This window comes from Paraburkholderia suaedae (genome assembly GCF_040812055.1).
In the GTDB taxonomy this organism is placed as follows: Bacteria; Pseudomonadota; Gammaproteobacteria; order Burkholderiales; family Burkholderiaceae; genus Paraburkholderia.
This window is the reverse complement of record NZ_JBFOAH010000012.1, coordinates 24,271-39,549: the sequence shown is the minus strand read 5'-3', so window position 1 is coordinate 39,549 and position 15,279 is coordinate 24,271. Positions and strand designations below refer to the sequence as shown.

The following is a 15,279-nucleotide window of genomic DNA, read 5'->3' as shown; positions in this document are numbered from 1 at the left end:
GTGCAAAGCGTAAAACACGAAGGCATGGACGCCGTGGGCGTTGGCAAACGCGAGTTACCCCGGCTGATCAGAACCTGCTGCGATCAAGGCTATGGCATGTTTGGAATGTGAACGCGGTACGCGCTGCAAATAGCCAACGCACGTCGCGCGGGTCCAACGCGTCTCAGAGGCCTATCCGGCTGGGCCGGGGAGTAACGCGTGCGCGTGCATAAACTACGTCACTGGCTCAAATGGCGGCAATCGCACAACAGTCGAAGACGTGCACAATGAGGTCCACGGATTTCACGTCGCGTCCGAAGTCTCAATCGGAAGGCTGAAGCTGAACGTCACGCCACGGACCTCATTGCGCACGACCCAGATACAGCCGGAATGTACTTCGACGATGGAACGACAGATCGCCAGCCCCATACCCATGCCCGTTCCCTTTGTGGTGGTAAAAGGTTCGAATATCGTCTCCAGATTCGCCAGCCCCGTACCCTCATCCTGAACGTCAACCTCCACGTTGTCCCCGTCTCGGCGGGAGCGGATCAATAGCGACCTTGGTCGTTCCATCGTCACCGACATCGCCTCAATAGCGTTACGCACAAGGTTGACGATCACCTGCTGAATCTGCACTGCGTCAGCTTTGAGCATCGGCACGTCCTGCGCGAGCTGAGTTTCGAGCAAGATCGCGTTCGCGTGGATTTCGTTAGACATCAGGGTGCAGACCTGAAGTATCAGCTTGTTGATGTCAAGATCGACCTTTGCGGGAGCGGTGCGCTTGAACAGCGCGCGGATACGGCTTATCACGTCCGCGGTGGCATATCCGTCACGGACGATGGCTTCGGCGCTGAGGCGGGCTTTGTCGACGTCGGGCGGCGCTGCAGCGAGCCAGCGCCGGCACGCCTGACCATTGGCCACGACGGCCTGCAACGGTTGGTTAATTTCGTGGGCGATGGACGCGGACAGCTCGGCCACCGTCGCCATCCGTGACGCCTGCGTGAGCCTTTCCCGCGCATGTCGCAGCGCTTCTTCCGCTCGCGTGCGCTCGATGAATTGCCCGACCTGGCTGCCGATGGCGTTCATGGTCTGCATGAGCTCGGGATCGGCGTCGCGGACCTCGCGGCTGAAGAATTCAATCACACCCAGTACGCTGCTCCTGAGCGTGATCGGAAAGGCGAAGGCCGCGCGGACCCCTTCCTTCGCGACCCATTCTGTCCACTGGAACTCCTGATCGAGCGCCATATCGGGAATCCATTCGGGCGCGCCGCTAGACCGTACTCGCTCGGGTAGCCCCATGCCGAAGCCGCCCGTTCCGGACACCAACCCGGAGCTGGGAGCGAAGGCGGCCGACGGCCATGTTTGCACACGCACCAGCACGCCCGCCTCTGGATCGACGCGCCAGAACGCGCCGCGATCCCACTCGAGTGCTTCACACATTTCGCGCAGTATGCGCGGCGCCGCCTCTTCGAGCGAGCCCGCTTCCGAGAGCGTCCGGGTGACGCTGAATTGCCCGAGCAGCCGCTGCTCGCGGCGTCTGCGGTGGGTGATGTCGCTGGCGAGTGCAATGGCGAAAAGCCGCCCACCGCGGCTGAATGCCCGTGCACGCACCTCGACGGGAAAAAGACTTCCGTCCTTGCGCCGGCGGCGGCCGTTGAACGTTACACTTCCGACCTCCTGCATCTGCTGCTTTATCCACTGCCACTTTTCCGGCGTACTGTCGCAGTCGAGCTCACAGGTGCGCATGCCGATAAGCTCTTCGCGCGCATATCCCAGCGCCTCACACGCCTGACCGTTAACGTCGAGCACGATGCCTTCCTCGTCGTACAGGAAGATCGCATCCGTTGCGTGCTCGACCAGGGTTCGGAAGCGCTCCTCGCTCGTGCGCAGCGCATCCTCGCTAGCAAGCAGGTTGCGGTGCGCGAGCGCGCTCGTTAACGCAGCTTCCAGGCGTCTGGCAATCTCCTCGAAGAGCCGCTGCTCCACGGCGGTCCACGAGCGCCCATGCGAGCACTGATGCAGCCCGAACAGGTACGGTCGGTCGCCCTTGGGACGAACCACGATCGCGATGGTCGACCGGATGTTGAACCGCTCAAGAATCTCCGACGGGATGCCTGGATCAACCTCTGCGCCGCTTGCGTGCAGCATCTCGCGCAGGACTTCCGCCGCGCGGGCATCGACCGCGAACTCCTCGCCAAGCGCGAAGGCACCCGGAAAGTCCGGATGCGTGTGCTCCATCACCGCGCGACACGTCGGCGTATCCGGATCGCAGGGATAAATCAGCCAGGCCCGCTCGCAATCGAAGATCGCGAGCGTCTCTTCAAGCACGCCGCTTGTCATGCTCTCGACCTCGTTCGTTCGCTGCATGGCGCGATTGATACGGTCCATGCATTCGAGGAACCACAGGTACTCCCTCCGTTCATCTTCTGCACGCTTCTGCTCAGTGACATCGATCACGGTGCCGATGTACTCGATCGGCTGGCCGGAGCGGTCCAGAACCGGATGCCCCACACAACGGACGGTTCTCACATCGGTATGAGCGTGCACGAGGCGATACTCGGCTTCCCAGTCGGAGCCTTCGCGCACCGCCTTCTTCAGGCTCTCGACGACTCGCGTGCGGTCATCCGGAAAAAGCTCCTCGACCAATTGCTCGAACGAAGGCAGGCCCTCTGCAGGATCATGGCCCATCACGCGATAACACTCGTCCGACCAATACAGAATGACATTGGAAACCGGATTCCATGCCCAGCTTCCAGTGTGACTGACCTTCTGCGCCTCCGCGAGGTACTGGCGGCTGCGCTGCAGTTCGCCCTCCGCGCGTTTGCGCTCGGTCATGTCCACGACGAGGGCCACCCCGCGCTCGTATTCCTCGTCGAAAGCGGCCACGCCGACCAATACCGGCACCACGCTGCCATCTTTGTGTAAGCATTCCTTTTCATAGGGAGGCAGTCTGCCGGTCCGCTTGATCTGCTGCGCGTTCTGTACTTGCAGGAGGTCCAGCCAATCGCGAGGTATCAGATCGGTCCACCGCAAGCGACCCGAGACGAGATCCTCGCGCTCGTATCCGACCATGCTAAGAAACGCGTCATTGGCCTCCAGAATTCGACCGCCCTGGTCCCAAAAGATAATCCCGACGATGTTGGCGTCGATCAGCCGGCGAATCTGCGCTTCCCGTTCCCGGATTTCACCGTACAAGCTGCTGTTTTCGAGCGAAATCGCCGCCTGGGAAGCGAGCAGCTTCAGGACGGAAATCCTGCCGGGCGTGAAAACGTGTGGGGCCAGGCTGTTTTCCAGGTACAGCAGCGCAACCAGCGCACCCTGCTTTATCAACGGCAGGCAGAGTACCGACCGGACGCCGTGCGCACGGAGGCGCGCATCGGAGGAATGCGGACCTGGGACCGACGTATCGTCGAGAATCACGATCTCCCTGGTACGCGCGGCATAACGGATCACCGACTCGGGGAGCGTGTCCGCGGAACCTGGTGTCTCTCGCAGGCTAACCGTCACGGATCCGCCACAAGTCTTCGCTTCCGCCTGGATCAGGAATTCGCTGCCACGAGGCACGATCAGCAGACCACGGTCTGCGCCGGCATGCTCGATGGCCGTACGCAACAGCGATTCGATGAGCTTCTCCGGGACGATCTCGCGCGACACCGCCTGCGACACCTTGATCACCGTGGCCAGATCCAGATCTTCGACCGGTGCGTCGATCATTCCTTCGGAGTACCTGACACGATCGTCCTGCCTCAACGCGGGACAGAGCTGGTCGAGTTGTCGCACCTTCCCAAAGGCTCCCCACCGCAGATAGGCACGCCGCGCGCTTGCCTGGCAGAGGTGCCCAATGTTCTCAAGGCCCTGCGCCGCGTAGCAGCGGGCAGCCAGTTCGTAGGACAGCGCCTCGTTATGAATGAAGGCATTCGAGCGCGCGCAGCGAATGGCTCGCTCGTACAAAGCCATTGCCTCGGGTAGGCGCCCCTCGATGCGCGCAATCTCGGCGCCGACCAGTACCGCGCGATCCTCGAAGTTCTGCGGGCAGTTTTCCGCCCATGCCCGGAGTTGTCGTTCGTGGGCCGACAGTGCCTCCCGATGCTTTGCATACGGATCGGGTCCCATGGGCTCGCAGCATGCGGCGCGAGAAAGAGCGGCATAGAGGTGATAGTCCGCTCTCTCCAGCAGCATGACCGAAAGCGACGCTGACGTCGAAAACCATGCCTCCACCTTTTCCCCAGCATCGACAGCCGATGCGTAGTCCCCGGCGAAGTAGCGTGCCTGCAGCTTTCGGATCCAGTAGAAACACTCAGGCAAGGCCAAAGCCGGGTGGCCGGTGAGGCGCGCCTCGACCGTGCGCTCCATGAACAGGCCATCGTCGAGCGAGCCGAATTTCGCGGTCTCGCCGCTGAGAGTCCGAACGAGCGCGAGCGTGACAGAAATCATGTCGACGACGAACTCGAACCGCATCGTGCGCGCGAACTCCAGACCGTGCTCGGCTTCACGCGCAACCCGATCGAGTGGATCACCCAAAGCGAAAAGAATGGAACTGAGATTGCGGCGGGCGTATGCAGCAAACGTCGGGTCGCCCTGCTCATTCGCGATCTGAAAGGCCCGTTGGACCGGCTCAATACTCTCCCGCAGCGGTCGTGTCCACGGTACCACGAGCGAGAAGACCGAATAGGTCTTGCCTCCCAGGCGCTTCAATCCGCGACGCTCGGTCAGATCGCACGCCATCTTTCCAAGTCGATACCCTGCGTCGTAATGGCCGAAGCGGTCGCCGGCGATAAGCCCGACCGCGACGTAGTGCGCAGGTGAGGCGTCGCTGTTGCCATGCTCCAGGCTGAAATTCACCGCCCTGCACGTCGTGAGCGCGTATAGATTCTCGTCCGTGTATAACGTCGGCGCTCCAAGGGAAGTAAGCACGTCGAGCGTAGCAAGAGACTCTGGATCCTTCATCAGCGGCAGGTCGATGAGATCCTCGATTGGCCCGCTTCCGAGCTGTGACCAGATCCGCTCGTACTCGCGATGCGCTTCCAGCTGCGTGGGATGGGCTGTCCAATCGATACCCATCTGCCGGAGGTATTGCAGACCCACCGCCACTGCGCGGTCGCCAGCCGCAAGCATTGTATAAAGATCCACGCGCCGGCTCGCGACGGCCGCTCGTTGGATCGTGTCGACAGCGCGCGTCGCAAGCGCCGCGAGACGTTCCTCGACGGACGACAGTGCGCCAGTCCAGAGCTCGCAGTCGACCCCATGCAGTTCCAGGGCGAAGGCGATCTCCTGCCGGTGCTCCCACGCATCCTCCCGCAGCAGCGCCGCGCCGGCGCTGAGATAAGTCAGCGCAGACGCATAGGCGGACGAGGCCTTCGCGCGCTTGCCGGCTATCAGGTTCAGCTCGGCGAGCTTCTCGCGTTCGTCCTGTGACGTGATGAGGTATGCGCCGCGGTTGAGCTGGTTGACGATTTCGAAGATCATCTCCGGCAGCTTTTCGGACGGGGTGCAGGCCGCGAGCACCCTGCCTATCCGGAGATGGGTATGCGCACGCGCCTCCTCCGGCATCGATAAGTACGCCGCCTCCTGAACCCGGTCGTGCACGAAACTGCAGGATTGCTCCGTGAAGGTAATGAGATCCGCTCGAATGGCTTCCCACAGCCCCCCACGGAGATCGTCTTCCGGGCGCGAGGAAACTGTTTCCAGGAGGGCAAGCTCGGCGCTGTTCCCCATGCACGCAAGTAGCTGCAGGTCCCGCTGAGTTTCTGCGGACAGACGGCTCAGCTTGCCAACCATCAGCTCCACCACATTGTCGGTATATCCCTTCGTGTGGATGCGATCGAGATCCCACGACCAGCGCGCCGCATCATGGTCGAAGGTGAGCATCGCCTCTTCTGTCAGCGAAGAAATGAACTGAACGGCAAAGAACGGATTTCCAGCGGTCTTATCCTGCACCAGCCGCGCGAGCGGCGCGACCTGACCGCGCTCGCAACGAAGAGCGTCCGCCATCAGCTGTTCGAGATGCACCCGGGCAAGCGGCGCGAGCGTGATCTCTACCACCTTGCCACCAGCGGCCTTGATGGCACCGAGCTTGTGCATCAGCGGATGTGCGGAATTGACTTCGTTGTCGCGATAGGCGCCAACAAGCATGAGGTTGTGCGGCCGGGAACGGGTCAACAGGTCCTCGATCAAATCGAGCGTCGCCGCATCGAGCCATTGCAGATCGTCGAGGAAGAGCACCAGCGGATGTTCCGGTCGGGCGAACACTTCAATGAAGCGTCGGAACATGAGCTGAAACCGCTGGTGTGCCTCCTGTGGCGGCAACTCGGGGACGGGCGCGGGCGGTCCGATGATGTGCGCCACTTCAGGAACGAGATCCACGACGAGTCCGGCATTCGGTCCCAGCGCTTGCCGAAGAGCGTTGCGCCAGGCCGCAAGCTCCGTCTCGCTTTTGCCCAGCAGCGGCCGCAACAGACTCCGAAACGCCTGCGCTATCGTCGAATAGGGGATGTCCTTGTACTGATCGAATTTGCCGGAGGCGAAGAGCGCGCGCGAAGGCACCAGCGCCCGGTGCAGTTCGTTGACGACGGAGGACTTGCCGATGCCGGAATATCCTGAGACCAGCACCAGTTCTGGCGCCCCGCCTTCCACAACGCGCCTGAAGGCGCCAAGTAACGTCTCGACTTCGCGCGAGCGGCCGTACAGTTTCTCGGGAATCGTCAGATGGTCCGGCGTGTCGCGCTCGCCGAGCGGGAATTCGCCGATGCGCCGCTCGGTTTCCCATTGTGCAAGACAACGTCGCAGATCCGCTTCAACGCCTGCCGCGGTCTGATAGCGCTCCTCCGGGGTTTTGGCGAGCAGCTTCATCACGATTGCGGAGAGGACCGGTGCCAAGTGGGCCACACGCTCGTGCGGCGGCACCGCCTCTCGCGCGATGTGGCAGTGCACCCATTCGATCGGATCGGCCGCGATGAAAGGCAGACTTCCCGTGAGCATCTGGTAGAGCGTCACGCCAAACGCGTAGAGGTCGGCGCGGGAGTCAACTGAACGGTTCATCCGCCCGGTCTGCTCCGGCGCCATATAGGCGAGCGTGCCGGCGATCGACTCGGGCGGCCCGGGCCGTTGACGCTCTCGCGTCAGCCGCGACGCGAAGACAAAACCCGTGAGCCTGACTTCACCGCTGTCGGAATTCACCCGGATATTGGCCGGCTTGACGTCCTTATGCACCAGCCCACTCTGATGGACTTTGGCCAGCGCCGACGCAATGCCAATAGCGAGGCGCAGGAAGGTCTCTAAGTCAATCGGTGCATTGAGGAGACCGTCGAGGGGCTCGTAGCCGGAAGCTTCCGGAACGAGGGCCATCCGGTCGATCGCGCGGCGCCACGGAGCGCGATCCGCATCGGGTTCGATCTGGTTCATGGAATGGCAATCCATCCTGGTGCTGGCCCGGGTTGCAAGTGGCCGGCCTGGGACGCCTCCAGAAGCGACGCCTTTCTTGTACTCCGCGAGAAAGGTCGAGGGCGACGCATGGCGGGCAGGCTGGCAGTGATCGAGCGACTACCATCTACTCACTGCGACTGTCGAAACAGTAATAGATAATACAGGCGTTTAGCTATCCGACGGCCAGGTTGGGCACAGGTGACGACCGGGGCCATAGAAAAGTGCTGATTGTCGAGGTACACCGCGTATTGTCCCAGCGTCTGCTGGCGCTGGAACGGCAACCAACGGAAAAAGGCGACGGTCACAGAGACAAGATCTATTGAATCGTTCTCGTGACTGAACCCCCTATCGTTTCAACGCATCGTTCGATCGATTCGGCTCGATTAGCGCCGTGGCGCTTTCGGCATCGCCGGGCATCGTCACGACCACCATTGCGGCGATCAAGCCGAGATGCTCGAAATAGCTGTTGAGCGCCACGAAACGGGCGACGCCCGTCTGGTTTCAGAAGTGAGCAGGGTTAAATTCTGCCACATCCTTAAACGACCTGCCGCCCTGATAAATCATGCTTATACGTTTTCAAAGACGTTATTGCGAAGCTTGTCACACATACGCCATGCCATTAGTGATTATTGGCCCGGTTCTCGAAGTGATAGATGTCGACGGTCTTCCAGATTCCCGCTGCGCTAAACGGGTTTTCCGCTACTTGACGCCGGACTGCCGCGATATCGTCCGCCTCATAAAGAAAGAAGCTTCCGCGCGTCGAGCCGTCGGGCCCGGTCAACGGTCCAGCGATCAATGCCTGTAGCGGCGGCCGTCGAAGTTTGCTCAAGAGAAGCGGACACAAGACGCGGTCAGGCCGCTGAGTTCGGCCAGTTTTCCGATCTTCATATGGCACTTTAAAAAGTTGACCATAAAGTTGACTTTAATCCTACAGTTAAAAGGCGGTCAGGCAAGGCGTCAACGGACAATGGATGACCGCCGCCGCGGACCGTGATGGAAAAAGCGATGAGGACAGTGGAGGCTCCCCTTGGCCAACAGTCTCGTGTGCTGCGCCAACGTGCTACTCGCCGGCACCCGGGACCTATCCCTTCAATCACCCTTGCCGACTATCCATCAGACAGAAGGAGCAGACGTTAGCCTGACCGTTAGCGACCAGGCGCACGACACCGATTGATTGGGAGCACCTCACCGGAGAAGCAAACATGGGATTTGTGACAACGAAGGATGGCGTCGATATTTTCTACAAAGACTGGGGCCCACGTGACGCACAGGTCATTTTCTTTCATCACGGATGGCCACTCAGCGCAGATGATTGGGATGCCCAGATGCTCTTCTTTCTGGCCAAGGGTTTCCGGGTCGTCGCGCACGACCGGCGCGGACATGGAAGGTCGAGTCAGGTCTGGGACGGCCATGACATGGATCACTACGCCGATGATGTTGCGGCGCTCGTGAACCATCTCGGTGTGCAGAAGGCGGTACACGTGGGCCATTCCACGGGCGGCGGCGAGGTCATCCACTATGTCGCTCGCCACGGTGAAGATCGCGTTTCCAAGGCGGTACTCATCAGTGCAGTGCCGCCGATCATGGTCAAGACCGAGAGTAACCCGGGCGGCCTGCCCAAACAGGTGTTCGACGATCTTCAGGCGCAGCTCGCGGCAAGCCGCGCGCAGTTCTATTACGACGTTCCCGCGGGCCCGTTCTACGGTTACAACCGGCCCAATGCGAAGCCTTCGGATGGCATAATCTGGAACTGGTGGCGGCAGGGCATGATGGGTAGCGCGAAGGCCCACTATGACGGTATCGTCGCGTTCTCGCAGACGGATTTCACCGAGGACCTGAAAAGCACCACCATTCCTGTTCTGGTCATGCATGGTGACGACGATCAGATTGTTCCCTATGCGGATTCGGGGCCCCTCTCGGCGAAGCTGGCGAGGAACGGTACGTTAAAGACCTATGCGGGCTTTCCTCACGGCATGCCGACGACCAACGCCGACACAATCAATGCCGATCTGCTCGCGTTCATCAAAGAGTCGTAAAGCCGTCGACAGCGTGCGATCCCGCTGCTGCTGACGCGCGCAGGCAACTCAACGAGCCGCCCACGCGGTGTTGGTCAACGTAGTTGTCGCGTCACTTCACACACACTGCTTCAATTCGGTCCGGGGCGTGTGCTCCGGATTGAGCCAGACTTCGTCCTTCAATTGCCAATTGCCGGTCGACCAGGCGCGGGTCGAGCGAGACTCATACCTGCCCAGATCTTCCAACAGGAGGTAGGCGTCTGAAATGTGCGCAATTGTTGCGGTTCTTTCTCCAATTGAGCGGGACTGCAGACGGTCCGGTCCATCGTCAGAGTCAAATCTTGACTCTGCGCGTAAGGCCGCGTTCTGCGCGACTAGTAGACCGGCGTCGTGCTCCTGAACTCTTTCCCGCGAAATGCCAGACCGGACATTCGGCCAGTGCGTATCACATCTGGCCAGCAGTGCAATCAGCAAGACGTAGTGACCCGATTGAACGCTTCGTCATACGACGCTCCTGATGTTAATGGGGAGAGGCGAAGGACAGCTATTACATAAACATGCAGTATCTCCGCCGGGCGCAACGCTATATCTTGTATCTGCGGACGTTTGTTGTGCCCGTTACTACGTGATTGGCAACGGTCTCCGTGACCTCAGGCGCACCGTTCACCAAACATTTCCCACGTCGTAGTGCCCGTGGAACGTTGTGAACCCCGCTTAGGCCGCGTAGAGAAGTCGTTCGCGTCTGCCTTCGATCAACGTCGACTGGATTCATCCACTAACCGGGATCGGGCACGACTGCCTGCGCGCAACCGTGTCGGTTCCTTGCACTCTCCCCAATTGGAGCAACTCATGGCCTATGAACTGTTGACGCCCGACACGTGCGCGCTCGCGCTTATCGATCATCAGCCGCAGATGTTCTTCGGCACGCACTCGCACGAGCGCACAACTATCCTGCACAACGTCCAGATCCTCGCGAAGAGCGCGAAGCTCTTCAAGGTGCCGACCGTTCTGACGACGGTTGCCGCCGAGACTTTTAGCGGCCATCTACTGCCGGAAGTGCAGTCGGTGTTTCCGGGAAAGACACCAATCGACCGCACGTCGATGAACTCATGGGAAGACAAGAACTTTCGCGACGCGATCAAGGCGACGGGCCGCAACAAAATCGTGCTCGCGGGGCTATGGACGGAAGTGTGCGTTGCTTTCCCGACCGTCCAGATGCTGGCCGAAGGCTTCGAAGTCTACGTACCCACGGACGCCTGCGGCGACATCACCGAAGAAGCCCACGAGCGTGCTGTGCAGCGCGTCGTGCAGGCAGGCGCTGTGCCGATGACGTCGTTGCAGTTCCTGTGCGAGCTGCAACGCGACTGGGCGCGCGGCGAAACGTACGACGGCTGCATGGAGATCTTCAAGGCACACACCTCGTACGGCATTGGCGTGCGCTACGCGAAGCAGATTCTCGGCGGACAGGCGAGCGAGGCGCGCTGACTGCGCCAAAGGTTCTCACACCACGCTTTCGCGCGCGAGGCAGTTGTCCTCGCGTGTGAGATGCGCTTGACCACGACCACGGAGAGCGACGATGAGCGCACCCATTCAGCCGGCCCGGATTGCGGACCTGGTGATCTATAACGGCAAAATTGCGACGCAGGACGACAAGCGTTCGTTCGTGACGGCACTGGCGATCGGGAAAGGCAAGATCGTTGCGAGCGGCAACGACCACGACATGATGCAATGGGCGAACGAGTCCACGCGCCGCATCGATCTGAAGGGACGCACGGTTGTTCCCGGGCTCAACGATTCGCATCTTCACATCATTCGCGGCGGTTTGAATTTCAATCTCGAACTGCGCTGGGATGGCGTGCCCTCACTGCGAGACGCGCTCGAGATGCTGCGCGCGCAGGTTGCGCGCACGCCCGCGCCGCAATGGGTGCGCGTGATCGGCGGATGGAACGAATTTCAGTTTGCGGAAAAACGCGGGCCAACGCTTGAGGAGATCAACGCGATCGCGCCGGATACACCCGTGTTCATCCTGCATCTCTACGACAGCGCACTGCTGAACGCTGCCGCGCTGCGTGCGGTCGGCTATGACCGCAATACGCCGAATCCGCCGGGCGGCGAGATCCAGCACGACCGCCGCGGCAATCCGACCGGCATGCTGATCGCGCGTCCCAATGCGGGTCTGCTGTACGCCACGCTCGCAAAAGGACCGAAGCTCCCGCTTGAGGACCAGTTGAATTCGTCGCGCCAGTTCATGCGCGAACTCAACCGCCTTGGCGTGACGAGCGCGATCGACGCAGGCGGTGGTTACCAGTCCTATCCCGACGACTACGCCGTCATCATGGAACTTGCGAAGCGTAACGAGCTGACCGTGCGAATCGCGTACAACCTGTTCACGCAGAACGCGAAGAAGGAAATCGAAGATTTCGCGAGATGGGTCAAAGTCACCAAGCCCGGTGAAGGCGACGATTTCCTTAAAATGAATGGCGCCGGCGAAATGCTCGTGTTCTCTGGCGCGGACTTCGAAGATTTCCTGGAGCCGCGTCCGGACCTGCCGGACGTGATGGAAAGCGAACTCGAGGCCGTCGTGCGGCTGCTCGTGCAAAACCGCTGGCCGTTTCGGCTGCACGCAACTTACGACGAATCGATTGAACGTTTCCTCAACGTGTTCGAGCGTGTCAACCAGGACACGCCGTTCAACGGTCTGCGCTGGTTCTTCGACCACTGCGAAACCATTTCGGCGCGCAACATCGACCGCATTGCCGCGCTGGGTGGCGGCATCGCCGTCCAGCATCGGATGGCGTATCAGGGCGAATACTTCATTTCGCGCTATGGCGCCGAAGCCGCCGCGCATACGCCGCCTGTGCGTAAGATGCTCGCGGCCGGGTTGCCGGTCGGCGCGGGGACGGACGCAACGCGCGTCGCGAGCTTCAATCCGTTCGTGTCGCTGTACTGGCTTGTTTCGGGTCGCACGGTCGGCGGCACGCTGATGTACGCCGCGCAGGACCGCCTGGATCGAACAGAGGCGCTGCGCCGTTATACGGTGGGAAGCGCGTGGTTCTCGAATGAAGAGACGAAGAAGGGCGCGCTCGTGCCTGGCCAGCTTGCCGATTTCGCGGTGCTGAGCGACGACTATTTCACGATGGAAGAAGACGGCATCAAGCATCTGAGCTCGGTGCTGACGGCGGTCAACGGGCGGATTGTCTACGCGGCCGAAGAGTTCCAAACGTTCGACCCGCCTGCGCTGCCCGTTAGCCCCACGTGGTCGCCCGTCGCGGAGTACGGAGGCTATGCGCGCTATCGTCCTGCGGCGCCGCTCGTGCAGTCGTGCAACGACGCGTGCGTGAACCTGTGCGGTGTGCATCGTCACGCGCATGCGTGGGCATGGCGCAGCAATGTGCCCGCAGGCGACGCGAACGCGTTCTGGGGCGCGCTCGGTTGCAGTTGTTTCGCGTTCTAGGAGCAGGCAGGCGATGAAGCGTTTCCTCACTCCCGACGTGGCGCTGCTGTTTCTGCGCGTTACCGCGAGCGTGCTCGTGCTGCTGGTGCATGGACTGCCGAAGACAATCCACTACACGAGTCAGCTGGAGGCGATCGAAGACCCGTTTCGTCTCGGCAAGACGCTGACGCTAGGCTGTGCGATTTTCGCGGAGGTCGTGTGCCCGCTGCTGATGATCGCGGGCGTCGCGACGCGGCTCGCCGCCCTGCCGATCATGGTGGTCTGCGTGGTCGCGCTGGGTGTCGTGCATCGCGAATGGACGTTGGACCAGGCGCAATTCGCGTGGATGCTGCTGATCATGTTCGGAACCATCGCGATCGGCGGTGCGGGACGCTACCGGATTGCCCTGCCGCGGTTCGCGCAACGGCAAGCCTGAGCGCACGGCGCGTGAGGATCGAATCATGCCATATCTGATTTCACTGGGAGCGGGCCTCGTGGTCGGGCTCCTGTACTACCTTGTGCGGGTGCAATCGCCCGCGCCGCCGCTGATCGCGCTCGCCGGGCTGCTCGGTATTGTGATTGGCGAGCATGCGATTCCGTTCGTGCAGGCGCGCATACGCACGCCCGATGCACAAACCCAAAGCGCGCCGCCCGTTGCGGGCACCAAACCGACGCCGTTGTGCAAAGAGGATCAGTAGACGCGGTGGCGCGGCTCGCGGCGCAACCCGCTCAGGTGCCCGGCGAAGACACGTGTCTTGCCTTGATAGCGGGCTATGTCGACACGCTCGGCTTCGTCGCGCTGTTCGGCCTTTTCACCGCGCACGTGACCGGCAACTTCCTTCTGATCGGCGCGTCGCTTGCGCACGGGGGGCATGGCCTGCTAATCAAGTGGCTCGCGTTTCCAGCCTTCGTCGCCGGCATCGTGCTCGCTCGCATGCTTGACAACAGGCTGCTGCATCGCGAACCGTCAGTACGCGCACACGCGTTGTACGTGTTGCAGGCGGTGCTGATGGCGGGCTATATGACGCTGGGCCTGCTGGCTATGCCTGTCACCGATGCGGATGCGCCGCTCACCATCGCCTGCGGCCTGCTCGGCGCGGCGGCGATGGGCGTGCAAAATGCGCATGGGCGGTTGACGACGCGCGCCGTGGTCGCGAACACGGTGATGACAGGCAACGTCACGCAGGCCGTGATCGACGGATTCGATTTGCTGTTTTCATCCAATGACCTGGCCGCGCGGCAGGCGGCGCACAGCCGGTTATTGCGCATACTGCCGCCCGTCGCCGGTTTTGCGGTGGGCGCGTGCGCGGGCGCGGCGGGCTTTCTGCTCGCGTCATTCTGGGCGCTGCCGTTGCCGCTCGCCGCGTTGTGCGTGCTCGCCGTGCTGCTGCGCAGGACAGACACGCCACAGGTCGGAACCTGATTGTGCCGCGCAACGCTGCGGCCATCCCTTACCAGCCAGGAGTGTTTTCTATGAGTACCGTCAAGATGGTTCGAGTGTTGCGGGCCGCTGTCGTTTCGCTTGTGCCGATAACGGCGCTCGGCATGGCGCTGGGCGCCTCGCCGGCTTTCGCGGAGGCCGATCATCAGAACCTGGTCAAGAGCCTGCCGGTCGTGTCGGTTGGTCCGCAGTACGACACGACGCACGTTTATGTGGCGCCCCAGGACATCGACGCGTTCGTCGACAGTTTTGTCGCGACCTTCGGCGGCACGGCTTCGCCGCGCGCCGTGTTCACGGTCACACCGACGCCGAGCGAGACCGCTTCGCAGTACGTGCGGACGCCGGTGGGCATGCTCTCGGTGTTCGCATTCCAGACGCCGATACCGTATCCGTTCGGCAGCGAACGCACGGGCTACCTGGTCGCCGATATGGACAAGGCCGTTCGCGCCGCGCGCGCTGCGGGAGCGGACGTGATCGTCGAGACGTTCGACGATCCGATCGGCAAGGACGCAATAATCCAATGGCCCGGCGGCCTGAACATGCAGTTGTACTGGCATACGAAGGCGCCTTCGTACGATCCGCTCGAAACGGTGCCCGACAATCGCGTCTATGTGTCCGCGCAATCCGCGGATAATTTCATCAAGCGCTTTGTACGCTTTTCGCACGGCAAGGTCGTGTCCGACAACCGTCGCGCGGACGGCGGCGAAATCGGCCAATCCGGCGAGACGATCCGGCGCGTACGCATCACGTCCGGCTTCGGCACCATGCTCGTGTTCGTGACCGACGGCAAGCTGCCCTATCCGTTCGGCCGCGAAGTCACCGGCTATCTGGTCGCCGATCTCGACGCGACGCTCGCGAAGGCGCAGGGTGTTGGCGTGAAGGTGTTGTCGCCCGCGAACCGCACGCTCGAAGGGCGCACGGCGATGGTCGAGTTTCCCGGCGGCTACATCGCCGAGATTCACGAACTGACTAAGTGACGGGCACCGATC

At 61.7% G+C, this 15,279-nt stretch carries 9 protein-coding genes; 7 read left to right on the top strand and 2 right to left on the bottom strand.

The genetic code is table 11. The annotated features are described in order from the left end of the window. Positions 1-282: 282 nt before the first annotated feature. Both ABQJ48_RS17710 and ABQJ48_RS17705 read right to left on the bottom strand, forming a co-directional pair. Positions 283-7,380 (bottom strand): PAS domain S-box protein, encoded by a 7,098-nt coding sequence (locus ABQJ48_RS17710; protein WP_367839304.1) that lies wholly within the window; start codon positions 7,378-7,380, stop codon positions 283-285. A 640-nt stretch (positions 7,381-8,020) separates the two neighbouring features. Further along, positions 8,021-8,296 carry a YciI family protein gene (locus ABQJ48_RS17705; RefSeq protein WP_367839303.1) on the bottom strand — a complete coding sequence of 92 codons (276 nt, stop codon included), beginning with the start codon at positions 8,294-8,296 and terminating at the stop codon, positions 8,021-8,023. 307 nt (positions 8,297-8,603) lie between these two features. Here ABQJ48_RS17705 and ABQJ48_RS17700 point away from each other — a divergent pair, with 307 nt between their 5' ends. The 7 genes from ABQJ48_RS17700 (at position 8,604) to ABQJ48_RS17670 (ending at position 15,267) form a co-directional block, all read left to right on the top strand. Beyond that, complete coding sequence (locus ABQJ48_RS17700; RefSeq protein WP_367839302.1) at positions 8,604-9,437, top strand: alpha/beta fold hydrolase; 834 nt, start codon at positions 8,604-8,606, stop codon at positions 9,435-9,437. An 828-nt stretch (positions 9,438-10,265) separates the two neighbouring features. After that, complete coding sequence (locus ABQJ48_RS17695) at positions 10,266-10,901, top strand: hydrolase (protein ID WP_367839301.1); 636 nt, start codon at positions 10,266-10,268, stop codon at positions 10,899-10,901. 91 nt (positions 10,902-10,992) lie between these two features. Beyond that, complete coding sequence (locus tag ABQJ48_RS17690; RefSeq protein ID WP_367839300.1) at positions 10,993-12,870, top strand: amidohydrolase; 1,878 nt, start codon at positions 10,993-10,995, stop codon at positions 12,868-12,870. 13 nt (positions 12,871-12,883) lie between these two features. Continuing rightward, the gene (locus ABQJ48_RS17685; RefSeq protein WP_367839299.1) at positions 12,884-13,285 is read left to right on the top strand and encodes a DoxX family protein; all 402 of its coding nucleotides are present in this window, start codon (positions 12,884-12,886) and stop codon (positions 13,283-13,285) included. Between the two features lie 25 nt (positions 13,286-13,310). Beyond that, a complete protein-coding gene (locus tag ABQJ48_RS17680) occupies positions 13,311-13,547 on the top strand; it encodes a DUF1427 family protein (RefSeq protein WP_200619105.1) in 237 nt (78 codons plus the stop codon). After that, positions 13,529-14,272 carry a YoaK family protein gene (locus tag ABQJ48_RS17675; RefSeq protein WP_367839298.1) on the top strand — a complete coding sequence of 248 codons (744 nt, stop codon included), beginning with the start codon at positions 13,529-13,531 and terminating at the stop codon, positions 14,270-14,272. The genes ABQJ48_RS17680 and ABQJ48_RS17675 overlap by 19 nt, the downstream gene beginning before the upstream one ends. A 50-nt stretch (positions 14,273-14,322) precedes the next feature. Further along, a complete protein-coding gene (locus tag ABQJ48_RS17670) occupies positions 14,323-15,267 on the top strand; it encodes a glyoxalase (protein ID WP_367839297.1) in 945 nt (314 codons plus the stop codon). Positions 15,268-15,279: the final 12 nt, after the last annotated feature.

Bases quoted from the DNA above. Each gene is read 5' to 3' on its own strand.
- ABQJ48_RS17710 (WP_367839304.1), bottom strand. From the start codon at position 7,380: ATGAACCAGATCGAACCCGATGCGGATCGCGCTCCGTGGCGCCGCGCG.
- ABQJ48_RS17700 (WP_367839302.1), top strand. From the start codon at position 8,604: ATGGGATTTGTGACAACGAAGGATGGCGTCGATATTTTCTACAAAGAC.
- ABQJ48_RS17695 (WP_367839301.1), top strand. From the start codon at position 10,266: ATGGCCTATGAACTGTTGACGCCCGACACGTGCGCGCTCGCGCTTATC.
- ABQJ48_RS17690 (WP_367839300.1), top strand. From the start codon at position 10,993: ATGAGCGCACCCATTCAGCCGGCCCGGATTGCGGACCTGGTGATCTAT.
- ABQJ48_RS17685 (WP_367839299.1), top strand. From the start codon at position 12,884: ATGAAGCGTTTCCTCACTCCCGACGTGGCGCTGCTGTTTCTGCGCGTT.
- ABQJ48_RS17680 (WP_200619105.1), top strand. From the start codon at position 13,311: ATGCCATATCTGATTTCACTGGGAGCGGGCCTCGTGGTCGGGCTCCTG.
- ABQJ48_RS17670 (WP_367839297.1), top strand. From the start codon at position 14,323: ATGAGTACCGTCAAGATGGTTCGAGTGTTGCGGGCCGCTGTCGTTTCG.